Annotated in this window: 20 protein-coding genes; 3 read left to right on the top strand and 17 right to left on the bottom strand. The window is 61.7% G+C overall.

The window, feature by feature from the left end; translation table 11 throughout:
* Positions 1-108: 108 nt before the first annotated feature.
* The 4 genes from qcrB to ctaE form a co-directional block, all read right to left on the bottom strand.
* Complete coding sequence (gene qcrB / locus A3M3_RS0115495) at positions 109-1,782, bottom strand: cytochrome bc1 complex cytochrome b subunit (RefSeq protein WP_028267080.1); 1,674 nt, start codon at positions 1,780-1,782, stop codon at positions 109-111.
* Positions 1,760-2,830: a cytochrome bc1 complex Rieske iron-sulfur subunit gene (qcrA, locus tag A3M3_RS0115490; RefSeq protein ID WP_028267079.1), complete on the bottom strand. Its 1,071-nt coding sequence runs from the start codon at positions 2,828-2,830 to the stop codon at positions 1,760-1,762. The genes qcrB and qcrA overlap by 23 nt, the downstream gene beginning before the upstream one ends.
* Positions 2,831-2,927: 97 nt before the next feature.
* Positions 2,928-3,716, bottom strand: coding sequence for a cytochrome bc1 complex diheme cytochrome c subunit (qcrC, locus tag A3M3_RS0115485; RefSeq protein ID WP_028267078.1), 789 nt, complete (start codon positions 3,714-3,716; stop codon positions 2,928-2,930).
* 87 nt (positions 3,717-3,803) lie between these two features.
* Complete coding sequence (ctaE, locus tag A3M3_RS0115480) at positions 3,804-4,442, bottom strand: aa3-type cytochrome oxidase subunit III (protein WP_081736831.1); 639 nt, start codon at positions 4,440-4,442, stop codon at positions 3,804-3,806.
* Between the two features lie 148 nt (positions 4,443-4,590).
* On the opposite strand from ctaE, the gene trpD reads away from it, so the two are divergent.
* A complete protein-coding gene (gene trpD, locus A3M3_RS0115475) occupies positions 4,591-5,649 on the top strand; it encodes an anthranilate phosphoribosyltransferase (protein ID WP_028267076.1) in 1,059 nt (352 codons plus the stop codon).
* Positions 5,650-5,687: 38 nt separating this feature from the next.
* Here trpD and A3M3_RS0115470 read toward each other — a convergent pair whose 3' ends face one another.
* A complete protein-coding gene (locus A3M3_RS0115470; RefSeq protein ID WP_028267075.1) occupies positions 5,688-5,969 on the bottom strand; it encodes an Lrp/AsnC family transcriptional regulator in 282 nt (93 codons plus the stop codon).
* A gap of 75 nt (positions 5,970-6,044) precedes the next feature.
* Positions 6,045-6,443, bottom strand: coding sequence for a DUF3054 domain-containing protein (locus A3M3_RS0115465; RefSeq protein ID WP_028267074.1), 399 nt, complete (start codon positions 6,441-6,443; stop codon positions 6,045-6,047).
* A 135-nt stretch (positions 6,444-6,578) separates the two neighbouring features.
* On the opposite strand from A3M3_RS0115465, the gene A3M3_RS0115460 reads away from it, so the two are divergent.
* Positions 6,579-6,998, top strand: a complete 420-nt coding sequence (locus A3M3_RS0115460) for a VOC family protein (RefSeq protein ID WP_028267073.1) — start codon at positions 6,579-6,581, stop codon at positions 6,996-6,998.
* A 126-nt stretch (positions 6,999-7,124) separates the two neighbouring features.
* Positions 7,125-9,101, top strand: a complete 1,977-nt coding sequence (locus tag A3M3_RS0115455) for an amino acid transporter (RefSeq protein WP_028267072.1) — start codon at positions 7,125-7,127, stop codon at positions 9,099-9,101.
* A gap of 80 nt (positions 9,102-9,181) precedes the next feature.
* Here A3M3_RS0115455 and A3M3_RS0115450 read toward each other — a convergent pair whose 3' ends face one another.
* From A3M3_RS0115450 to A3M3_RS25455, 11 genes are all read right to left on the bottom strand, one after another.
* Positions 9,182-10,708 carry an LCP family protein gene (locus tag A3M3_RS0115450; protein ID WP_028267071.1) on the bottom strand — a complete coding sequence of 509 codons (1,527 nt, stop codon included), beginning with the start codon at positions 10,706-10,708 and terminating at the stop codon, positions 9,182-9,184.
* Positions 10,709-10,872: 164 nt separating this feature from the next.
* Positions 10,873-12,279 carry an MFS transporter gene (locus A3M3_RS0115445; protein WP_197023266.1) on the bottom strand — a complete coding sequence of 469 codons (1,407 nt, stop codon included), beginning with the start codon at positions 12,277-12,279 and terminating at the stop codon, positions 10,873-10,875.
* Positions 12,276-12,842 (bottom strand): cysteine hydrolase family protein, encoded by a 567-nt coding sequence (locus A3M3_RS0115440; protein ID WP_028267069.1) that lies wholly within the window; start codon positions 12,840-12,842, stop codon positions 12,276-12,278. The genes A3M3_RS0115445 and A3M3_RS0115440 overlap by 4 nt, the downstream gene beginning before the upstream one ends.
* A 3-nt stretch (positions 12,843-12,845) precedes the next feature.
* Positions 12,846-13,295 (bottom strand): MarR family winged helix-turn-helix transcriptional regulator, encoded by a 450-nt coding sequence (locus A3M3_RS0115435; protein WP_028267068.1) that lies wholly within the window; start codon positions 13,293-13,295, stop codon positions 12,846-12,848.
* 314 nt (positions 13,296-13,609) lie between these two features.
* Positions 13,610-14,695: a hypothetical protein gene (locus tag A3M3_RS0115430; protein ID WP_155854399.1), complete on the bottom strand. Its 1,086-nt coding sequence runs from the start codon at positions 14,693-14,695 to the stop codon at positions 13,610-13,612.
* A 320-nt stretch (positions 14,696-15,015) separates the two neighbouring features.
* The gene (locus tag A3M3_RS25465) at positions 15,016-16,557 is read right to left on the bottom strand and encodes an FAD-dependent oxidoreductase (RefSeq protein WP_035741874.1); all 1,542 of its coding nucleotides are present in this window, start codon (positions 16,555-16,557) and stop codon (positions 15,016-15,018) included.
* Positions 16,554-18,002: an FAD-dependent oxidoreductase gene (locus A3M3_RS0115420; protein WP_028267066.1), complete on the bottom strand. Its 1,449-nt coding sequence runs from the start codon at positions 18,000-18,002 to the stop codon at positions 16,554-16,556. The genes A3M3_RS25465 and A3M3_RS0115420 overlap by 4 nt, the downstream gene beginning before the upstream one ends.
* A gap of 29 nt (positions 18,003-18,031) precedes the next feature.
* A complete protein-coding gene (locus A3M3_RS0115415; RefSeq protein WP_028267065.1) occupies positions 18,032-19,417 on the bottom strand; it encodes an FAD-dependent oxidoreductase in 1,386 nt (461 codons plus the stop codon).
* Between the two features lie 91 nt (positions 19,418-19,508).
* A complete protein-coding gene (locus A3M3_RS25460) occupies positions 19,509-20,342 on the bottom strand; it encodes an SDR family NAD(P)-dependent oxidoreductase (RefSeq protein ID WP_051423225.1) in 834 nt (277 codons plus the stop codon).
* 2 nt (positions 20,343-20,344) lie between these two features.
* The gene (locus A3M3_RS0115405) at positions 20,345-20,719 is read right to left on the bottom strand and encodes an NIPSNAP family protein (RefSeq protein ID WP_028267064.1); all 375 of its coding nucleotides are present in this window, start codon (positions 20,717-20,719) and stop codon (positions 20,345-20,347) included.
* A 3-nt stretch (positions 20,720-20,722) separates the two neighbouring features.
* Complete coding sequence (locus A3M3_RS25455; RefSeq protein WP_051423224.1) at positions 20,723-22,132, bottom strand: MFS transporter; 1,410 nt, start codon at positions 22,130-22,132, stop codon at positions 20,723-20,725.
* Positions 22,133-22,195: the final 63 nt, after the last annotated feature.

Genomic DNA, 22,195 nt, shown 5'->3' with positions numbered 1-22,195 from the left:
GGACGGCAGTCTGCTACCCGTGCCTCCGACGGCGACAATAACCTAAGACAAAAGCAAGGAGGGCCCCGTCCGCGTGGACGGGGCCCTCCCTTGTGCTATCGGTGAAAGCTAGTGGCTCAAGCTCTTCCGCTCTTCACCGGACTCGATGGCTTCGTGAGGGCCATGTCCGTGGGCTGCTTCGAGCTCGGCCGGCGTTGCCGGGGCAACGCGATCCTCGAAGAACCACTTGGAGAGGGCCGCACGACGCTTTTCCTTCCGGGTGACCACGCCGTGTTCGTTCGGCTCGGCGGGCAGCGGGGAGAGCGACTCGAAACCGACAAGCTTGTACTGCTTGTAGTCGTCCAATGGCGCGTGTACTTCAATGAACTCGCCGTGCGGCAAGCGCACGATGCGACCCGTTTCACGTCCATGCAGGGCGATCTCACGGTCTTTTCGCTGAAGCGCAAGGGCCACGCGTTTCGTCACCATGAAGGCAATGATCGGGCCAATGAAGAACAGCGTGCGCAGCCAGTAAGTGACGTCGTTCAGCGCAACATGGAAGTGCGTTGCGATGAGGTCCGAACCTGCAGCAGCCCACATGACGCAGTACCAGGTAAAGCCTGCGACACCAATGGCGGTGCGGGTGGGAGCGTTGCGTGGACGGTCCAAGACATGGTGCTCACGATTGTCCTTGGTAATCCAACGTTCGATCCACGGGTACGTGAACAGCACAGTGAAAATGATGCCTGCTGGGACCAGGGCCGGTAGCAGGACATTCAGCGACAGCACATGACCGAAGATGATGTATTCGAAGTGGAAATCATTAACAACGCCAGGCATGAGTCGCAAGGCGCCGTCGACAAAACCGATGTACCAGTCAGGCTGGGTACCGGCCGACACGGGGGAGGGGTCGTACGGTCCGTAGTTCCAAATCGGGTTGATGGTGAACATCGCAGCCATCAGCGCGACAACACCGAACACAATGAAGAAGAAGCCACCGGCCTTGGCAGCGTAAACCGGTCCCAGTGGGTAACCGACGACGTTGCCGTCGTTGCGGCCCGGGCCAGGATACTGCGTGTGCTTATGGACAACCACCATGAAGAGGTGGATGACGATCATCAGCAGGATCAACGCAGGCACCAGCAGAATGTGCAAGACGTACAGGCGGCCGATAATGGCCGTTCCTGGGAACTCACCGCCGAAGAGGAAGAACGAGATATACGTTCCGATGACGGGGATTGACTTGATGACCCCGTCGATGATTCGCAGGCCGTTGCCGGACAGCAAATCATCGGGGAGCGAGTAACCGGTGAAGCCGGCGGCCATCGCCAAGATCAGCAGGACACCACCTACAACCCAGTTCATCTCGCGCGGCTTGCGGAAAGCGCCCGTGAAGAACACCCGCAGCATGTGCACACCAAGCGAAGCAACGAACAGCAACGCTGCCCAGTGGTGTACCTGACGGAAGAAAAGACCACCGCGGATATCGAAGGAAATGTTCAGCGACGAGTTGTACGCCACGGACATTTCGACGTTGTACAACGGCGTGTAGGAGCCCTGGTAGTGGGTCTCCGCCATGGACGGGTCGAAGAAGAACGTCAGGAACGTACCCGACAACAGGAGGATGACGAAGGAATACAGCGCCACCTCGCCGAACATGAACGACCAGTGGTCGGGGAAGACCTTCCGGCCGAATTCACGCAGGATGCCGGATCCGCCGACTCGTTCGTCGACAAAGTTGGTGATGCGGCCAACCTTGGTTGTGGGTACAAAGGGGACTTCAGCTGTTGATGAGGCGCTCATGCTCGTCACGCTCCCAGTAACTCGGTCCTACAGGTTCTTTGAAGTCGCTCGTGGCTACCAGGTAGCCATCAGCGTCGACCGCGATGGGAAGCTGGGGGAGCGGACGGCTGGCGGGGCCGAAGATAACCTTGCATTCTTTGGTGAGGTCGAAGGTTGACTGGTGGCACGGGCACAGCAGGTGGTGCGTTTGCTGCTCATAGAGAGCAACAGGGCAACCGACGTGGGTGCAGATCTTGGAGTAGGCAACGATTCCGTTGTAGCTCCAGGTTTCACGGCCTTTGGAAATCGTCAAATCGTCCGGGTTGAGGCGCATGAGCAAAACGACGGCCTTTGCCTTCGCGTTGAGCTTGCCCTCCTGGAGTTCGTTGAGGCCTTCCGGGATCACGTGGAATGCAGACCCAATGGTCACGTCCGATGCCTTGATCGGGGTTCCGTCGGGATCGCGGGTGAGGCGCTTGAGCTTGCCGTCCTGGGGTGCCCACATGGTGTGCGCGAGCGTGTTGTCCGGGCGGGGGCCAAGGTCACCGAAAACGGCCAGGGCCGGGAGGGGAGCCAGCGCCACAGCACCGAGGAGGGTGTTACGGATTAGCGGGCGACGCTTGATGCCGGTTTCCTCGACGATGTCCTCGACGATTCGTACTGCCGCCTGCCGGTCTTCCTCAGTACGGATGGCATGGCGCTCTTCCGACACTTCGTGGTCCGGCATAAGGGCCTTGGCCCAGTGCACGATACCGGTACCGATACCCAGCATCGCGAACGCGGTACCAAGGCCGAGCAACAGGTTTTGCGTGCGGATCGTTGCGATAGTGGAGTCTTGCCCAAGGTCGATGGCAAAGTACGACACCAGGAAGATCACCGTACCGACGATCGAGATGCCAAACAGAATGGCCACCTGACGTTCGGCTCGCTTAGCGGCTCTCGGGTCCGTGTCAGCCAGGCGCAAACGGTGCGGAGGAAGTCCAGGATCCTGGAACTTCTCCACAACATTCTGACCAGCCGTAGCTACGGTGCCCGAGTGGTTCGGACTGCCGTCACTATGGTTGCCCATAATTCGCCTCATCCTTCTCTCGTTGTCCCGGCCGGAACCGGGTTGATGTTCAATTCAAAACTGCTGCGGGGACAGCAGAAGTATTTGGTGCGTCTGGCTACGACGAGCGCGACGTGAGCCAGATGGTGAAGGCAATGATGACGCCGAGGCCTGCAACCCAGACGAAGAGGCCTTCGGAAACCGGCCCCAGTGATCCGAGGTCGGCGCCACCCGGTGAACCGTTGGCTTCGATCGTCTTCAGGAAGGTGATGATGTCGCGCTTGCCCTCAGGAGAAATGTTGGCGTCATTGAAGACAGGCATATTCTGCGGACCAGTGGCCATGGCCTCATAGATGTGCTGGCCCGAAACACCAGCCAGTGCCGGAGCGAACTTTCCACGGGTCAAGGCACCGCCGGCCGCAGCAGCGTTGTGGCACATCGCGCAGTTCGTACGGAAGAGCTCGCCGCCCTTGGCGGCATCTCCCTTTGCGTCAAGCAGCGAGGCATCGGGAATTGCCGGACCAGCACCGAGGGAAGCGACGTAAGCAGCAAGCTGCTGGGTTTGCTGATCGTTGAACTGCCTCGGCTTTGCCTGGGCCTGGGGTCCGTTCATCTGCATGGGCATACGACCGGTGCCAACCTGGAAGTCAACCGCAGCAGCACCCACGCCGACCAGCGAGGGGCCGTCCTTGGATCCGCTCGCACCCATGCCATGGCAGGTAGCGCAGTTGGCGGCGAAGAGCTTGCCGCCTTCCTGGGCGTCGCTTGCGCTAAAGGTGGTGGTATCTGCCTTCGCCTGGTTGACCGTTGTAGCAACGGCGTAAAGCCCACCGGTGACGAGGAGTCCCATCAGCAGCAGCGCAATGGCTGCCAGTGGATGACGTCGCTTCTGCGAGAGTGCCTTCACGTGGTGGTTCCTTTTTTCGATCCTGCGTCGGCTCCGAGAGCCGCTTCTTGAAAATTAATTCTCTTGGAGCCAAGAGTCAGTGTTGGGCTACTTCAGGACGTAGATGACCAAGAAGAGGCCGATCCACACAACGTCCACAAAGTGCCAGTAGTACGAGGTAACGATTGCCGAAGTGGCTTCAAAATGTCCGAACTTCTTGGCGGCGTAAGCACGTCCGATAATGAACAGGAAGGCAATGAGCCCGCCTATGACGTGGAGGCCGTGGAAACCTGTGGTCATGTAGAACGCGGAACCGTATGCATTGGCCGAGAGCGTAACGTGCTCTGACACGAGCATGGCGTACTCAGTGGTCTGGCCGGCAACGAAGAACGAGCCCATGATGAAGGTCAGGATGAACCACTCGGTCATGCCCCAGCGGGTGAACTGCAGCAGGCCACCTCGACGGCGCGGCTCAAGTCGCTCAGCAGCGAAGACGCCCATCTGGCAAGTGAAGGAACTTGACACAAGAACGATTGTGTTTACAAGCGCAAAGGGGAAGTTGAGCTTGCCGGTTTCTTCCGCCCACAACGCGCCTGAGGTGGAGCGCAGCGTGAAGTACATGGCGAAGAGACCGGCGAAGAACATCAACTCGCTCGAAAGCCACACAACGGTTCCAACGGAAACCAGGTTGGGGCGATTCAGCGTCGGGTGCGCCGGGGTACTGGGGGCATGGGTCGCAGATGTCACAAGGACATTATGTCTGTAAAAGTCCGGACTTCCCAATGCGAACCGCCATTTAGGGAGACTTTTTCTACAAACACGCGAATTCGCGCGGAAAAGTTCCCAACGGCGTAAGCATTGGTCATGAAGCCGGGTGGATCGCTAGCATCAAGTGGTGACTTCTCAGGGATCTGCACAGCAGGCAAGCAACTCGTGGCCCGGACTAATCTCGGCTTTGATCAAGGGGCACGACCTCTCGGTCGAGAACACGTCATGGGCCATGAATACGATCATGTCCGGAGAAGCGGCTCCCTCCCAGATCGCTGGCTTCCTGGTTGCGTTACGCGCCAAGGGAGAGACGGTGGATGAAGTCACTGGACTGGTCGAAGCAATGCTCTCCAACGCAAACCCTGTGAGCATCCCGGGCGAAAAGCTCGACATCGTAGGCACCGGTGGCGATCAGCTTAATACCGTCAACATTTCCACCATGGCTGCCCTCGTATCGGCGGGCGCCGGCGCGCGCGTCGTTAAACACGGCAACCGGGCGGCATCGTCGTCGTCGGGCTCCGCGGACGTCCTGGAAGCGCTCGGGGTGCGGCTTGACCTGCCGATTGCGCGCGTAGCCCGCAACGCCGAAGAAGCAGGAATTACCTTTTGCTTCGCTCAGGTGTTCCATCCATCTTTCCGGCACACGGGTGCCGTGCGGGCGGAACTCGGCATTCCTACGGCATTCAACTTCCTCGGGCCGATGACCAACCCCGCCCATGTGCAAGCCTCCGCCGTGGGTGTGGCCAACGCCACCATGGCCCCGTTGATCGCTGGGGTACTCGCGCGCCGGGGGAGTCGCGGGCTCGTCTTCCGCGGGGAAGACGGCCTCGATGAATTGACCACCACAGGACCGTCGACAGTGTGGGAAATCAGGGACGGGAACGTCACCGAGCAGCGATTCTCACCGGCCGATCTTGGGATCGCTGCTGCGACCGTAGCCGATCTTCGGGGCGGCAACGCCGAGGCGAACGCCGCCGTCGTGCGCGAAGTACTTGCGGGGAAGCCGGGACCGGTTCGCGACGCCGTCTTGCTCAACGCGGCCGCCGGCCTGGTGGCCTTCGATACGTCTGCGGAGGGACAGTTCCTGGACCGCATGAAGTCGGCGTGGCTGAAAGCCGTGGAATCCATCGACTCCGGTGCAGCCGCCCGGGTGTTGGACAACTGGGTCGGACTCACTCAAAACTGAAGGTGCTGCGCGGTCGTATGGAAGCGCCGTGACGTTTACTACTGCTCGAAGCCCAGCGAAAATGCCGCATCCAGGTCGTGCTGCGAATAGGCGCGGAAGGCAATGTGCGTGGTGGTGTGAACAACCGCGGGAACCTTTGACAGCTTGTCCGCGATGACGTCCGCCAGTTCCTCGTGCTTGGCGACGCGTGCCACGGCAATCAGGTCCCATTCGCCTGTGACGGAGTAGACCTCGCTGATTCCCTGGATGGCAGAAATCTGTTCAGCCGTCTCCGGGATGCGTGAAGCGTCGGTCTTGATCAGGACAAAAGCGGTGATCACTGGGGGCAGCCTTTCCTAAGTGCGGCAGTGGACGTTGCAAGCCTAGTGCATCGGCCCGAGGCACGCGCTGAAGGCTCAGCGTAGACGGCTTCCTCCACGAACTCGGGCCACGAGTGCGATCACGGCGCGGTACCCGAGCAGGAATACGGCGAGGCTGATCAAGGCAACGATGATGAACGGCAGCACCACAGTCTGCCCCGTCACCGCACGCAAGAGCATTCCGCCGGCCACGGTTCCAATCCAGACAGCGACGCCGGCCGGCCAGATCCGGAAAGGCGCGCGCCATACCCGCGCGGCGAGCCAAGCTATCGTGGCACCGGCGAGAAATGGCCAGGCCGTGGCGAAAACTCCTGTCAGCACATCGGCGCGCTGGTGCGCATCCCGGCCAATGGCGGCAAAAACCAGAATGAAAACGATATCGGCGAGTCCAGCGACAAGGGCGATGCGTGAGGGGGCAGGTTTTGAGGCAGGCATGGAAACGACACTATCCCGGGCACATGCCGAACTCGAACCCGGTAGAACAAGTAGCTGTGGATGGTCGCGGCAAGCGCTGTTAGCATGACGACAAGGTAGCTGATCGGGCTGCCACAAACCCTGAGGAGCCATGTCATGACCACAAACCTCAACCCCTACATCAGCTTTCGGGACAATGCCAAGGAAGCCATGGCATTCTACAAGTCGGTATTCGGCGGCGAACTGACGCAAAGCACCTTCGCCGAATTCCACGCCAGCGAAGACCCCGCTGAAGGCGACAAAATCATGCACTCGGCACTCACGACCGACAAGGGAATGCTGCTCATGGCCGCAGACACCCCCAACAGCATGGATTACAACCCCGGCAACAATATTTCGGTGTCGCTGAGTGGAGACAACGAAGCAGAGCTGCGCGGCTACTGGGACGAACTCGCCGACGGCGGCTCCGTCACCGTGCCGATGGAGAAGGCGCCCTGGGGCGACATCTTCGGCATGCTGACGGATAAGTTCGGCATCGCCTGGCTGGTCAACGTTTCCGGGGAGCACCCCCAGTAACACGCACTGCGGGCCGCCGCTAAGATTCCGTCAAGATCGCCACGGTTTGGGACCTCCCACGGACGCCCAGTGCTAGCGTCTGCCTTAATCGGGCAGCGCGTCGTCGCATTTGGCGAAAGGGCACACATGACCACCATGAGCAGGCCGCCGGCGGATCCGTCCACGCCTCCGCCGGGAACCAAGGAAGCCCTGAGGAAGTGGCTGCTGCTGGGCTTGCAGGATTCCAAGGGTTCTCACCAGGGTCCTGGCGGTGTCTTGGCCTCCAAGGAGAAGCCACACTCATGGTGGCGCGTCATGTGCCTGACAGGCGTCGACTATTTCTCCACGCTGGGCTACCAACCCGCAATTGCGGCTCTTGCAGCTGGAGTGATTTCCCCTTTGGCTACCTTGGTTCTGGTCGCGGTCACCCTATTGGGCGCGCTTCCGGTCTACCGCCGTGTGGCAGAAGAAAGCCATCGGGGCGAAGGTTCCATCGCCATGCTTGAACGTTTGCTTCCCCGATGGGGAGGGAAGCTCTTCGTGCTGGTTCTCTTAGGCTTCGCGGCAACGGATTTCCTGATCACGATGACGCTCTCCGCGGCAGACGCCACCGCCCACCTCGTTCAGAATCCGTTCGCCCCGGGATGGCTGCAGGGTCAGAACCTCATGATCACCCTCATCCTTCTGGGGCTTTTGGCAGCAGTATTCCTCCGGGGATTCAAGGAGGCGATCGGAGTTGCCGTAGCGCTGGTGGCTATCTATCTGGGGCTGAACGTCGTCGTTGTTGTCTCGAGCATCCTTGAGGTACTCGCTCGACCCGCGGCGATTGGTGACTGGTGGACAGCCCTCTCAACGTCCCACGGCAACCCGCTCATGGCAGTCGGCATCGCGTTGATCGTCTTCCCGAAACTCGCATTGGGTTTATCAGGCTTCGAAACCGGCGTGGCCGTCATGCCACAAATCCGGGGTTATGGGTCCGACACCGAAGAACACCCCACCGGACGGATCCAGGGGGCCCGGAGGCTGTTGACGACGGCAGCCGTAATCATGAGCTGCTTCCTTATCACCACCAGTTTCACGACGGTGGTACTCATCCCGGAGCAGGAATTCCAAGCTGGCGGGCAAGCCAACGGCCGCGCTCTCGCTTTCCTGGCCCACGAGTATCTCGGTTCCGGGTTCGGTACCGTGTACGACATCAGCACCATCGCCATCCTCTGGTTCGCGGGCGCCTCAGCCATGGCCGGGCTCTTGAACCTTGTTCCGCGCTACCTGCCCCGCTACGGTATGGCCCCGGAATGGGCCAGAGCAGTACGCCCCCTGGTGCTGGTCTTCACCCTCATCGGGTTCCTTGTCACCTACCTCTTCAACGCCGACGTCGACGCCCAAGGCGGCGCGTATGCAACCGGCGTCCTGGTGTTGATGACTTCGGCAGCGATCGCGGTGACGTTGTCGGCCCGCCGCCACCAACAACACAAGCGAACCTTGGGATTCGGGATCATCGCGGTGGTTTTCATCTACACCACAGTTGCCAATATCTTCGAACGGCCTGAGGGGATCAGGATCGCCACGTTCTTCATTGCCGGCATTGTCCTGATCTCCTTGCTCTCAAGGATCTTGCGTTCGTTCGAACTCCACGCAACCCATGTCAGACTCGACGCGAAGGCACTCGAATTCATTACGGCCAACGACACCGGGTCGATCGGGATCATCGCACACGAGCCCCTCCGGATGTCCGCTGCCGACTACCGGGAAAAACTGGACTCTGCCATGGCGGTCAGCCATCTTCCCGAGGACTACCCGGCCATCTTCCTTGAGGTCACGGTGGATGATTCCTCCGACTTCGAAACGGCATTGGAAGTCCGTGGCCACTACAGGCACGGCTATTCAGTGCTGGAAGTCCACGGCCCGGTTGTCCCGAACACCATTGCCTCGGTTCTGCTGCACATCCGCGACGTCACCGGATTGATGCCGCATATCTACTTCCGTTGGACGGAGGGAAACCCGGTCATCAATCTCCTCAAGTTCCTCTTTTTGGGGGAAGGCGAGATAGCGCCCGTGACGCGGGAAGTCCTGCGCCAGGCCGAGCCGGAAGTCACCCGTCGTCCATGGGTCCACGTCGGTTAGCCGGGTCTTCAGTCAGTGCCGGAAACCAGCAAAGCGCCCTCCGTCGCGAAAAGCAAGGCGGAGGGCGCTCGGTCTTTCAGCTATCCGGCCGGGTTGGTTGTCTGGCAGGTCTGGTCTTGTGCGGTCTGGGAAACCACATCATTCGGCTTGGGAGCCGGAAGTGTCGGTTTGTTCCCTGTGGCAAAGTCCTGCCCGGCGTAGAGCTGGACGCCTTGCACGCTCGCAACTTGCTGGATACTTGTCGCTGGCAAACCAAACATTGCGGCAACGTCCGCTGCGACGTCGGCAAACCCGGCACCGTAGTAAACCATGGTTTCGGGCCTGACATCGGCCTGAATCCGGGCTAGCTTCGTGAAACCGCCGGAGGAGAGGAGCGTCCCGATCTCCTGGCTCCTGCCGGTCACGCCTGTTCCGTTGGCGACGGTGATCGGCTGGAGCGCCTTGTCGTAAGCGGCTTTCGGAGTCTCTGTAGAGGGGGCAGCCGACGGTGCGGCGCCAGTTGCAGGCTGGCTGAGATCGGCGCTCTGTTTCAGCGCCGCGAAGAAGGTGCTGGCAGCTGGTTGGTCGAGATCGAGCCTGTTCGGATCTGATGCGGCCGGGACATTCGGCACCGTGATGAAATTAACCTTGGCCGGATCGATGTTCTTGAGCCTGCCCGCGATGGTCAGGAGGGCCGGAACCGAGGCGAGCCCGTCATCAACGGTAAGGTTCTTTGTCACCGTATCGGCGATGCCGAGCAACTTCTGGGGATTTCCGAGCGTGCCGTCAGCCTTGAGCTTGCGCACGAGGGAACCGAGGAATGATTGCTGTGCCTTGATCCGTCCGAGGTCCCCGCCGTCCGAGAATGCATGGCGGGTCCGTAGGAAGGCCAGCGCTTGATCGCCTTCCACCTGCGAGGTGCCTTTGGGCAAGTGCAGTCCGGAGTCAGGATCGTTGACTGCCGAGCTCACGCAGACATCGACGCCGCCGACGGCCTTGGACAATTCGGTCACGGCGTTGAAGTCGGCCATCATGAAGTGGTCAACTTCCAAACCCGTGAGCTTGTTGACAGTGTCAACAGCACAGCCGATGCCCGCCTCGGCCATTGCACTATTGATCATGGCGCCGGGCCGTGCGGCATAGTGCTGGCCGGTTTTGTTGTCGGTGCAAGCCGGGATATCGACCAGCAAGTCGCGGGGGAGACTGATGACGTTGACGTGGTTATTGTCCGCCGAAATGTCCAACAGCATCATGACGTCCGATTGTCCGTAGCCGGATGACTGGTCGGCTGTGCCGAACTGCCCATTCTTCCCGCTCCGGGTGTCAGTACCCAGTACGAGAATTTGGAGCCGGTCCTTGCTGTCGTCGACCGGGCCTTCTGTTCTAAGGCCTCCGGCCCCGAGTGCCGATGATGAAATATTGGACTGAAGGCGCCATACCCAATAGCCTCCAAACGCGATGACTGCGACCAGTAATACCGTCACTGCGGCGCTGGTGATCTTGAACCAGCGAGGCGCACGGCGAAAACTGAACCTTCGGCTACGAACAGCCAGTTTTCCTTGGCCCGGGTAGGCGGCAGGCGGCGAGTTGCCCGGCTCAGGGCTGGGTGCATCGTGGCGAGTGACCAAAAGGGAACTACCTCTCCAGGGAAAATACGGACGGCCCTATTGTAGCGGGGGCCCCTGTGAAGGATCCGTGAGGCCCGCGGTACCAGGCAGAATTCACCCAAAAGGGGACAACTCGCGGAGCTCCTATGACGCGCCAGGACCACTTCCGGCCACCGCCGTCGGGCTCAATGCTCCGCAGCGACCGCCGGCACGCTGCGGTCCACCACGGTCAGCGCCACCATCATGGCCCCGATCGCAAGCTGAATCCACGCCAAGGTGTGGAAACCTGCGTCAGTGGCCGTCGGCCCGAAGGCGATCGCGATGAGGCTGGAGGACCCGATGGCACCAAGATACATGGAGGTCCGCAGCAGCCCCGAGGCCACGGCAATCTCCGCGACTGACGTTTGCAGGTACAACGCTGCTTGATTGGCGAAACTACTGAAGCCGTTGGTCAGGCCCAGCAACAAGGTCATTCCGATCAGCAGCACCACGCCGGAGCCCTGGTTGGCCAGCAGCATCACCGTCGCGGACAGCGTCAGTGCCAGGCCCGCAAGAATCAGCGGCCAGCGGATCCAGCCCCGGCCGGAGACGAGCCTCGCAACCACAATGCTCGTCAGGCTCAGCGGGATCAGGATCAGCCCTACAGTTGCGGCGTTGAGCCCCACGCTTTGTTCCATCCACTGGCTGGACCCGTACATCGCGGTGTATGTAGCCAGTGCAGCCAAGATCGAGCGAAGGTATGTCCGTTGCAGTGGTCGGTTCCTTCCGAGCATCCGGACGTCGATCAGCGGACTGCGCGCGTGGCGCTCTCGCCACATCAGCAGCCCGGCCAGCACCAGGGCCAGCACGGCAAGCCACCAGACCGGCGTCGTAAGCGAGGAAAGGAACACCAGCAACGAGGTGACCGCCCCGGTGAAAAGCGCGATTCCCGGCAGGTCAAGCATTCTGAGCAGGGTTCCGCGGCCCTGCCTTTGCGCGGGCGCGTCTTTGGCCACGCCGAGCAGCGTGAAAGAGAACGCCAGCACCGCCAACGGTATATTCACCGCGAAGAGGGCCCGCCAACCCAAGTAGCCCGCCAGCACGCCGCCCAAGGGCAGGCCGACGACGGCGGTCACTTGCGCTGCGATCGAAAAATTACCTAAGACCCGGCCCGGTACGCCTATGCCGGCCTCGTCCGCACGCCTGCGCACCAATGCCATCGCCGTCGGGTAGCACGCGGAAGTCCCGATGCCGATCAGCGCCCGCGAAACGAGCAGCACTTCCAGGCTGGGCGCCAGCACTCCGACCACTCCAGCCAACAGGAGGATAGCTACCCCGGAGAGAAAAACACGTCTGGGGCCGAAGATGACAGAGAGTTTTCCCATGGTCGGCTGGGCCACTGCGCTGCATACATACAGGACGGAAATGAGGCTGGCAGTGGCCTCCGGACCAGACTTGAAATCAATCCCGATACCCACCAGTGCGGTAGCGATCATCGAGCTGTTGATCGGATTCAGCGTGGAACCGAGCAGCAGCGGTGCCGTGAACCTCCAGCCCAGTGGGCTGGGGGATCCTACCGAAGGCGGTACACCGATCGAGTTCGGTGCGGTCACGATCGGGTGGCGTTGAGCACGTCCAGGATTTCCTGCGTCGTTCCGGTTTCGCCCAGTCGCGGGAAGATCGTCGTCACGGAGTTTTCATGGGCATTCATGTTCAAATCGGTCATGGCGTCGAGGGCGAGGGTGACGTTGAGTCCGGCTTCGTGAGCGCTCCGGGCCGTAGATTCCACGCCGATGCTTGTGGCGACGCCGGTCAGCACAACCTGGGTGACACCCAAGTCTTCCAACAGGGCGCCCAATCCAGTGCCAGTGAAGGCGCCCCAAGTCTTCTTCGTCACGAGGTGGTCGCCTGGCTGCTGGTTCAGTTCGGGTAGCAGCTCGGCAAAGTCGGCGGGAAACGTCCTGGCCCCGTTACTGCTTTGATCTGTCCGGCCAGGTGCGCCGCCGGTGACGTTGACCAGGACCACAGGCAGTCCGTGGCTACGGAAAGCGTCCGCCAGCATCGCGGAATTCTTAACGATCGGTTCCAGCGGATGAGCCTTCGGGGACGCAGCTATTCCCCGCTGGAGGTCAACAATGATCAGGGCGGTCTGCGGATCCAACGTGGTGATGGTCATGTGTCACGGCTCCAAAAGGCGTTTGAGTAGGTGGATGGCACCGGGCAGTCGTTCCTGCTCGTCCGGCGTGAGTTTCGACTGGATAGTGCGGTGAAGCCAATCGGCCTTGGCCGCCCGGCTGGCGCTGATGCTCTCTCTGGCTTTAGCGGTGAGGGAAAGGATCCTGCGGCGGCCATCGGCCGGGTCCGGACCGCTCTCGACCAATCCGGCCCCGGCAAGGGCTGAAATGATGGGACCCATGGATTGCGGTCTCATGCCCTCGACGCGGGCCAGGGCGGACATGGTGGCACTGCCGTCGCGTTCCAAATGGATCAGCACGGCCTTTTGCGCATTGCTCAGGTTGTCCACCTGCGAATGTTCGCGCAGGCGCCGGGTGAACTGGCCAATGAGCACACGAAGTTCAGCGGCGACTTCGAACGACCGTGCCGCGTCCGGTCCGGGGCCAGAAATCATAGTTCTGACGCTATCAGATAGTAAGGCAAACTGAAAAGATTGCCTTACTATCCTTTGGCTATGTAGACGCCTGCGTTGAACATCCAATAAATCCACAGGGCGGTCACCTGCTTCCATGAAAAACAGGAGGTCTCCGTCCAATAATGGACGGAGACCTCCCTTTGCAGGAGCACCGGCGATACATCCGGAGCTACAAGCGGCCGAGGCTAGAGCGGCCACTCACTTGTGGCCCCGATTTTCGGGGTGCGGTTCACTAGCGCAGGCCGGCCCTTTCACTCCTACCGCGCAAACTTCGGACACGCGGCGTGGAACCGTCAGCAGCTGGCGCCGTAATTGGCCAAGCCCAGGATGCTGTACTTGCCATTGGACGTCCCGGCCGGGTTTGTGTGGAAGAACCACGGAACAAAGACCTCGTCCTCAACCGTCCACGTCTTGGCGGAGGCATCTGTCAACGTGAAGTTCTGGTTGTTCACGGGATCACCGACCTCAAGGTCCGTCTGGCAGCCGTAGCCTGCCGTGGAGGCGTTCCCGCCTGTCGCGTTGTTCACCGTCGGGTCAAACGCCCATTCGGAAAGTTCATGGGAGAGCGCTTGCAGGTTATCGTTCGAGGCGCCTTCGATGTTGGAGAAGCCAAGTGCCTTGGTTCCGTCGTAGGAATGGTAGCCGCCGAAGCCTTTGCCGGTTCCGTCGTCACCAAAGACCCCCGGCGTGACGTACATGACTATGCCGTCCGAGGGATAGGCGGCGGACTGCGATACCTGGCCGGAAATCAAGGTGTCTTTAACGCCAATGATGCTGCCGTAATCCCAGTACTGATCTGTCCCAACAGCCAAGGTCACGGCGGGCTTGACCACAGGGTTCAGCTTGACGTGGTATCCAGCTGGCTGGTTGAAGTTGGCGCGCATGTATGCATCTATGTATTGCGTGTTTTCGCCGCTGGGCTTTTGGGCCATATTTTCGAAGATAGGACTTTTCGCCGCGTCATTGACGGCCGTGGTGGCGTCAATGCTGGTTGAGGTGCCGTCGCCATTATCCAGATCCATGTTCAACGGAACCAAATAGACATTGATTGTGCTTGTGGTGCCAAGCGCCGGATCCGCCCCAATATAAGTGGAAGAGTAATTGATGCCTGTCGTGGAATCAGTATTCGTAGTGGTCCACCGCTGCAGACCCGTGGCACTGAACGCGCTGGAACCGGATTGCGTTTGCGGCGCAGAAGATGCACCGTGTCCGGCCTGGCGCTGAGCCTTGATCTGGGCAGTTCCATCGTGGATATCCAAGGCTCGGTGCGAAACGGGATGATGGGATCCGTGCAACGGCGCCGCATTGGCCGAGGCTCCCATTCCCGCGAGCAGTAAACATGCGGCCCCCACCGCGGAAAGGTTAGTTAGTAGTTTCAACACTAGTCTCCTTTAGAAAAAGCACCGATGCCTTTTTGGGGCGGCGACGCCTGTGGGTAAAAGGTTGGTGTGACGACCAGACCAAATCACTTGACCTTGGGTGTCACACGCGTAAATAGTCGTGAAACTGCTTACTGTGACGAAGATTACAAAAAAGTATTTCGGGCGAGATTTCATAGCGTCGCGTCCATCAGGCCGGCTTGGAGCGACTGCCGTGGCCGTCTGTACGTTGCTTGACAAAGATCAAGCTGGCCCCGAACAGAGCGCAGGCCGTGGAAGGATGCCGCGGTGGAACAACCGTCAACTGCAATCGCTCCCGGTCAGGTGACTGTAATGTCTCCAACCGGTTTGAGATCCGGCCGGCTCTGAGACCGGGCTGCGTGGCGGCCTGCCAGCCGTCCGGATACCATCGCCCAGCCGATGTGCAGTCCGTGGTTAAGTAGCTGCAGGCCTCCCTGGCCCGTTGATCCTGCGGCCCACAGTCCGGGGATCGCCTCGCCGTCGGCTGTTGTCACGCGCAGCTGGGTGTCGACGGCCAGGCCGCCATCGGCCAAAGTGACATAGGCGTTCATCGGGCCCAACGCGTAGAACGGTCCCTCACTGACTCCGCCCCCGAGATGCTGCCGGTCGAACCGGGAGTCCTTTCCGGCGGCGACGTCTGCGTTCCACTCCTCGACGCTGGACTGCAGGACGGAGGGTTCCACACCGATACTCAGGGCTAGCTCAGCGATGGTGTTAGCCCGGTGGTAAACGTCGGGGCGGTACCTCTTGTAGTCGTCAACATAGGCGTAAGCCACACCCGGAAAGGTTGAGACAGGGTTCGGCCAGGCAGAGAACTTCCTGGCGACCCGGCCGTCGAAGATCATGAAGGCGGTGTTCTTCTCATCCGCGGCCGCGGCGCGTGCCATCAACTTGTCGGAGTCCTCGTTGGCTATCCGTTTCCCGGAATGCCCCACGAGCAAGGCTCCTGCCTGGTACATCGTGTTGTTCGGGCCTACCCAGCTCGTCAGGGCACCCCGGATGACGTATGCGAGCAGGTTCTTTGGGAGACGCTCGACAACGAGGCGCATGGCTTTGGACAGCAAGGGGTGCGAGGGCAGGATCTTAATGGGGTCCGGCCGCTTTGAGGGCGCGAACCGCAGCCCCTCGTAGAGTCGGTCCATCTGCAGCATGATTCCGCCCACTCCGGTTCCCAGTTTGAATCCGTCTCCGGTGTTGTTGGGGTTGACCGGCGGTATCTTGGAAGCGGCTTCCCCGACGAACTCGGCTTTCATCTCGGTGGAGGCGGAGTAGTCTCCGGTGGCCAGGATGACGCCGCGCCGGCCGAAGAAGTCAGTGCCATTAGCCCGGGCCCCGATGACATCCCCCGCGGCGTTGCACAGGAGTTTGTCCACGCGCATGGACGTGCGCACCTCGACGCCGCGCTTCCGGCATTCACGCAGCAGCGCCGATGCATACGCGGAGGAATTAGGGAGGACATTGTGCATGCGCGGCTTCTCGTACGGCGGTTCGGGGGTGGGGCCGAGGAACTGCACGCCGATGCTGGAGAGCCACTCCACGGTCGCTCCCGCGTTCTCGGCCAGAACGCGGCGCAGCTCCTTGTTCTCCCTTTCCTCGAATTCGCCGTTGGCCACTTTCATGTCGTCGATGAACAGCTCGATGCTGTCGTTGACTCCGGCCCGGTACTGGTAGGAGGTGTTGGCCGCAGTGAACGACCCGACAGACATTGCGGTGCTGCCGCCCACCTTGGCAGCTTTTTCGAGCACAATCGTGCTGGCTCCGCTGGTCGCCGCGGAGATGGCCGCGCTCATTCCGGAGCCGCCGCCTCCGATAACAAGGACGTCTGCGGTAGTCATGCTCATGAAGTCTCCGTGCCTGTCGTCGATTGGTCTGCATTTACCAGTACCCGGGTGTTGTCGCGGACCACCATACGGGCCGCAATGGCGCGTTCCGTAGCGGAGCGGCCTGCCCAGCGTCCGGTGATGTATGCCGGCGCCAGACCTCCGGCGTAGCCGTAGTTGGACAGTCCGCCAATGTCGGCACCGGCGGCGTAGAGGCCGGGGATGGGCCGGCCGTCATGGTCCAGTACCTCGCCGTGGCAGTTGGTGCGCACACCGCCGAACGTGAAGGTGATGGAGGGCTGGACCATGAGGGCATAGAAGGGACCCGTGCCCGGGGCCCGGGCGCCCGCGGAGACCGGGACCCCCCGGGTCGCGCCACCGCCTTGGGCGGCCGCAAGTGCGTACTGCTCGAGCGTTGCGTTGAGGTTTTCCCTGTCGACGCCCCACGCCGAGATCTTTTCGACGAGCCCGGCCAAGGTCTGCGCCTGCGCATGGGTACCGCCGGCGTCGATGGCGGCGGCGAAGCGGTCGATGGAGCCGAGCCCAGGGAACGGCTCTTCGATTACCTCGGTGGTGCGGACGTGCTCGTCGAAGATCAGGATGCCGCGGGCGTCGGGCTGGAAGGCCACGTCCTGGTTGAGCAGTTCGTCGCCCTTGGTCTCGTCGGCGAACCGTTCGCCGCGCAGGTTCACCATCACGGTCGAACCGGAGTAGTACTGGGAGTAGGGCAGGTAGTCCTCTGTTTCGAAGCGGCGGACCGGGTAGGGCAACAGATGGCCGTAGAACGTGCTCATGGCGGTGGTCCCGCCGGTGCCAGCGGCGCGGGCGAGCCGCAGTCCGTCCCCGACGCTGCCGGGGTTCGAGCGCAGCAGCAGCCGGTCCGCATTCGGGCCGATGTGGCGGGTGAGTTCGTCGCGGGCGCCCTGGAATCCGCCGGTGGTCAGGACGACGGCGGGTGCGTCGTAGCGGATGAGGCGGCCGTCGGCGTCGCGCGCCACCGCCCCGGTGACGGAGCGGCCGTCGCGCAGCAGTTCGATGACGGCAAGCCCGACGTGCGTTTCACCGCCTGCGGCGAGGATTTCCTTCCGACACCAGGACAGAATGGCGTGAATGTCGGTGGAGTACCCGATGCCGAACGTCATGATGTCCCGCTTGGGCTCGGCAGCTACTCTGGCTCCCGAGGCCCGCAATTCCGCCAGCGCTTCCTCATAGTCACCCACCAGGCGAGCACCCAGCTCAAGATTACCCAGCGGGATCCGTGCGCGGTATGCGTCAATCGTCGGCGCGGTCCAGAACATGCCGGCTGAGAGGGCGGCCGAACCGCCAAAGGTCTGTTGCTTCTCCAACAACGCGACCTTGGCACCTTGCCGGGCAGCAGTCATGGCAGCGGCCGAGCCGCTGATGCCGGAGCCGACGACGAGAACGTCCACCTGACGGGTCTGGTCAACGCTTCCTGAATAAGACATTGCAGTGCTCCTCTGAGCTAGTGGGGCGTTCAGGCCCGGACGAGTGGCAGGGTGGTTGCGGCGTGCCGGGCGACGATGCGGCCGAAGACCGCTCCCTTTCCCAGCGAGGTTCCCGTCATGTAGGCCGCCCCGTGGAACCCGCCGGTAACCTCACCTATGGCATAGAGGCCGTCAATGACATCCCCGTCGATGTCTACTACCTGGCCGTCGGTGTTGATAGTGACCCCGCAGTAGGTCGTGGTCATCAGCGCCTTGGCCGGGTAGGCGTAAAACGGGGCCTGGTCCAGGGGCAGCAGCTCCCCGACGCCGTTGCACAGGTTGGTGCGGCCGGCGTCGTCAGCCTGTCCGGAGGCGATGGAAGAGTTATACCGGGCCACCGTTTCCATCAGTGCGGATGGGTCGATGCCCGCCATCACGGCGAGTTCTTCCAGGGTGTCCGCCTTGTGTACGTGTCCGATGCTCTCGAGCATGTCGATGTCGTTGAGCGGGATCCCGGGGTGTGATTTCGCCCGGATCTTCGCGTCGAAGATCTGGAAACCAAGACCGTCGGCTTCTTTGAGCACTTCCCGGCCGAGGACCTTGTAGGACTGGGATTCGTCCATGAAACGTTTGCCGGCTTTGTTCACGACGATCGCGCCCATGTAGTAAGCCGTGAGCAGCTCATGGAACTCCTCACCGGTGTCAGGATGCGAACCGTAAGTGGCGGTGACATAGGCCATGTCAGCCATGCCGGCTCCAAGCTTCCACGCCATTTTCAGGCCGTCACCGGTGTTGCCCTTTCCTCCGTACGGGATAGCTGCAAGGGCTTCCGGCGCGAAGGTACGCAGCAGGTCCGCGCCCCGGCTGAACCCGCCGGTGGCCAACACAACACCGCCGCGCGACCGGAAGACGGCCTCGCCGTCGGGGGATTGGACGACGACGGCGGTCACCCTTCCCGAGTCCTCGCGGACCAGCCCGGTGGCGCGGTGGTTCAGCCGGGTTTCCCCGCCGTGGGAGGTGAAGTTCCGGTGCAGGATGGCCAAGACGTCGGTGATGGACGAATTGTGGCTGCGGGGAGCGGACTGTCCGGAGCTGATCTCCAGGGCCCGAAATTCCACCCCTTGGTGCTTGAGCCAGTTGTAGGTCTCGCTCTGTTGCGCCAGGTAGGTCACAAGCAAAGCCGGGTCGCTGGCACCGCCTCCCGACTCCTGCATGTCCTTCAAGAACAGTTCGGCCGAGTCGTCGACATTCGCTGCTGCTTGCTCATCCGTCCCGGAGAAGGCGAAGAAGCCTCCGCTCATCGCAGTGGAACCGCCGAGACTCCCGGTCTTTTCCAGAAGGACGACGCTGAGGCCGGCCTCCGCTGCGGAGGCGGCGGTGGTCTGTCCGGCGATGCCGGAGCCGATCACGACCAGGTCATAGGTATTTTCGGGCATGGAAATCAGGTTCTCGCTTTCAAGGTTTCGCAGGAGTCGAACTCTGTGGGATGGTGTCCCGGTGTGTCCGCAGGGCACACGGCCCTGGTAGTCAACAGGTGAGCCAGCCGCCGTTGACGTCGAGGCTGATGCCGGTGATGTAGCTCGCTCGGCTGCTAATGAGGAAGGCGACGGCGTCGGCGATCTCTTCCGGCCGCGCGGGGCGCTTCATCGGCACCTGGTCCAGGAGCTTCTCCTCGAGAGATACGCCGGCCATCATCGGAGTCTGGACGAAGCCCGGGGCTACGCCGTTGACACGGATCCGCTGGCCGGCCAGCTCTTGGGAGAGGCTCGCGGTGAGATTTTGCAGGGCTGCCTTCGAAGCCCCGTACGCTACGGAGCTGGGCAGGAACGGTCCGAAGTCTGCTTCTGGCGGACCGCCCGTACCCAGCTTGGACGTAATGGAGAGCAGGTTCACGATGCTCGCGCTGCCGTCCGTAGGCATGTGCCGGTACGCCTCGCGGACGAGGAAGAACGGGGCAGTGACGTTGACCGCCATCACCTGGTCCCAGTCTTCGTCGCTCAGTTCGAAGAATTGAATCTTCCGGCCGTTCCGTTTCGGCGAGATGCCGACAGCGTTGACCAGGACGCCGATGGGTGCGATCCCGGCCGCGAAGGCCGCCAGTTCGCGGTTCGCTTTGCTGCTGGTCAGATCCCCGGCGAATCCCCGGTGATCCGCCCCGTCAATTCGGGGCAGGCCCGCCGCAGTTCGGTCAGCCGCGGCCTTGTCAAGATCGGCGACGACGACGGCGTAGCCTTCGCTGGCCAGGCGGTGGCTGATCGCTTGGCCGATCCCGCCGGCCCCTCCCGTGACGATCGCCGTCGGGGTAAGGGGCGGCCGTGTCGGGCCCGTTTGGCGGGGAAACCCGGTCTGGATGATTCCCATTGTCAGCCTCTCGGTTTTCCGGCGAACGCCGTGTGGGTGTCTGTGCTGGAAACGGGCAGCGAGCGGATCGGCGAAAAGGAGGTGGGATACATGATCTTGTTTTCCATCGTCATGATCATGGGACGGATGATGGCAAGGCATTCCTGCCACTGCTCATTCCCGGCGAGCTCGGCACGACGCGCCCGGCGGTCCTCAAGGTCCGTGTAGGCCCAGAGGTGGTTCAGTTCATTCTGGCGGCCGAACTCGGTAACGAAGTAGCCAAGGAAGCCCCCGAGGATCGGCTTCTGTGCCGGCAGCCCTATCTGTTCATATGCCGACAGGTAGTCTGCGAGGCTGGCTCCGGTATGCAGGACATACGTGCGTTGTTCAACGATCACGGGTCATCTCACAGCCGGGTCAACCGCGGTCGCGGTCTCGGGATCGGCGGCTGTTCGCAGGGCCGGTGCGTAGCGTCCGAACTGCTGCCTCTGACCCTCGAGGGTCCTGCCGTCGCCCATGAGCAGCATGTTGACCAGGGCTGCGGCGATGATCACAACCCACGTAACTGTGATTGAAACGGTGCTACCGCCGCTGATGCTCATCAACCACGAGGCGAGGAAGGGCGCGGGGGCTGCAAAGACCAGGTTCGAACCCGTGAGCGCCAACGCCGATCCTGTGTAGCGCATGTGGGTGGGGAAGGCCTCGGCGAAGAGCGCGCCCTGTCCAGCGTTGCCGAATTGGGCTGAGACCAGCGCGAATGCGACGACCGCGAGCGTCAGCGGGAAGCTATGCAGGTCCACCACCTGGAAGAAGACGACGGCGGCGATAAGGGTGAAGAACGAACCGATCATGAGAATTTTGCGGCGCCCGTAGACGTCGGAGAGGCGGCCGCCCCACCAGATGGCGATCACGGACAGGAAGTTGGAGATCATGATGATGGTGAAGGTCTGGCTTTGGGTGTATCCGTGAGTGGTGAGGTAGCTAATGCCGAAGACACTGACAATGTAGAAGGTGACGACGATCGGGGCGTAGGCCAGCATCAGCCGGAGGATGGTCACACCGTGAGTCCTGATCACGATCGCGGGGTTTGTCGACTCCGCGCCTAGTTCCTGCATCCCCTGCTTGAACACCGGGGTCTCTTCGACTTTGAGGCGGATGTAGATGCCCACGGCGACCAGCACGATGCTCAGCAGGAACGGCAGGCGCCAGCCCCAGGCGAGGAAATCGTCCTTGCTCAGCACGCCGGAGAGCACCGCGAGCAGCAAGTTGGCCATGACCTGGCTGATGGGGGAGCCCATGGCCATGAGGGCCCCGTAGAACGATCGCCGGTCTGCCGGGGCATGTTCCATGGTCATGAGCTGGGCGCCGGTGGCCTCGCCACCCAGTGCGATTCCCTGAATGAATCGCATGAGGACCAATGCCAGCGGTGCGATGAACCCGATGGTGGAGTAGGCCGGCAGTAGCCCGATGATCATCGAGGCCAAGCCCATCATGATGAAGGTGGTCAGCAGGATCTTGCGCCGACCGAACCGGTCTCCCAGATGGCCGAAGAGGATCCCTCCCAGCGGCCGGGCGAAGAAGCCCACACCAAACGTGGCGAATGAGGCCAACAGGCCGATGGCCGGGGTGAGCTCGTTGAAGAACACGACAGGGAAAACGGTCGCTGCCATCGCCCCGTAAACGGCGAAGTCGAACCATTCCAGTGCGGAGCCGAAAGTTCCGCTGAGGACAGCGCGCCTGGCCTCGGGAGGTGCGGGCGTGGACGGCCGCAGTGGGCGTTTGACGGGTTGGATCGAGGGGGACTGGCTCATCGGGACTCCTTTGTCGGATGCAGTGGGACGGACGGTGCGGTGGGGAAGGGCTGAAGAGCGCGG

The sequence above is a fragment of the Arthrobacter sp. MA-N2 genome, assembly GCF_000517125.1.
Taxonomy (GTDB): Bacteria; Actinomycetota; Actinomycetes; order Actinomycetales; family Micrococcaceae; genus Arthrobacter; species Arthrobacter methylotrophus.
This window is presented reverse-complemented; position numbering and strand designations above follow the sequence as displayed.

What these genes read in the sequence shown, in the direction of transcription:
- qcrB (WP_028267080.1), bottom strand. Translation starts at nt 1,782, where the DNA reads ATGAGCGCCTCATCAACAGCTGAAGTCCCCTTTGTACCCACAACCAAG.
- qcrA (WP_028267079.1), bottom strand. Translation starts at nt 2,830, where the DNA reads ATGGGCAACCATAGTGACGGCAGTCCGAACCACTCGGGCACCGTAGCT.
- A3M3_RS0115465 (WP_028267074.1), bottom strand. Translation starts at nt 6,443, where the DNA reads ATGCCTGCCTCAAAACCTGCCCCCTCACGCATCGCCCTTGTCGCTGGA.
- A3M3_RS0115460 (WP_028267073.1), top strand. Translation starts at nt 6,579, where the DNA reads ATGACCACAAACCTCAACCCCTACATCAGCTTTCGGGACAATGCCAAG.
- A3M3_RS0115455 (WP_028267072.1), top strand. Translation starts at nt 7,125, where the DNA reads ATGACCACCATGAGCAGGCCGCCGGCGGATCCGTCCACGCCTCCGCCG.
- A3M3_RS0115440 (WP_028267069.1), bottom strand. Translation starts at nt 12,842, where the DNA reads ATGACCATCACCACGTTGGATCCGCAGACCGCCCTGATCATTGTTGAC.
- A3M3_RS0115435 (WP_028267068.1), bottom strand. Translation starts at nt 13,295, where the DNA reads ATGATTTCTGGCCCCGGACCGGACGCGGCACGGTCGTTCGAAGTCGCC.
- A3M3_RS25465 (WP_035741874.1), bottom strand. Translation starts at nt 16,557, where the DNA reads ATGAGCATGACTACCGCAGACGTCCTTGTTATCGGAGGCGGCGGCTCC.
- A3M3_RS0115420 (WP_028267066.1), bottom strand. Translation starts at nt 18,002, where the DNA reads ATGTCTTATTCAGGAAGCGTTGACCAGACCCGTCAGGTGGACGTTCTC.
- A3M3_RS0115415 (WP_028267065.1), bottom strand. Translation starts at nt 19,417, where the DNA reads ATGCCCGAAAATACCTATGACCTGGTCGTGATCGGCTCCGGCATCGCC.
- A3M3_RS25460 (WP_051423225.1), bottom strand. Translation starts at nt 20,342, where the DNA reads ATGGGAATCATCCAGACCGGGTTTCCCCGCCAAACGGGCCCGACACGG.
- A3M3_RS25455 (WP_051423224.1), bottom strand. Translation starts at nt 22,132, where the DNA reads ATGAGCCAGTCCCCCTCGATCCAACCCGTCAAACGCCCACTGCGGCCG.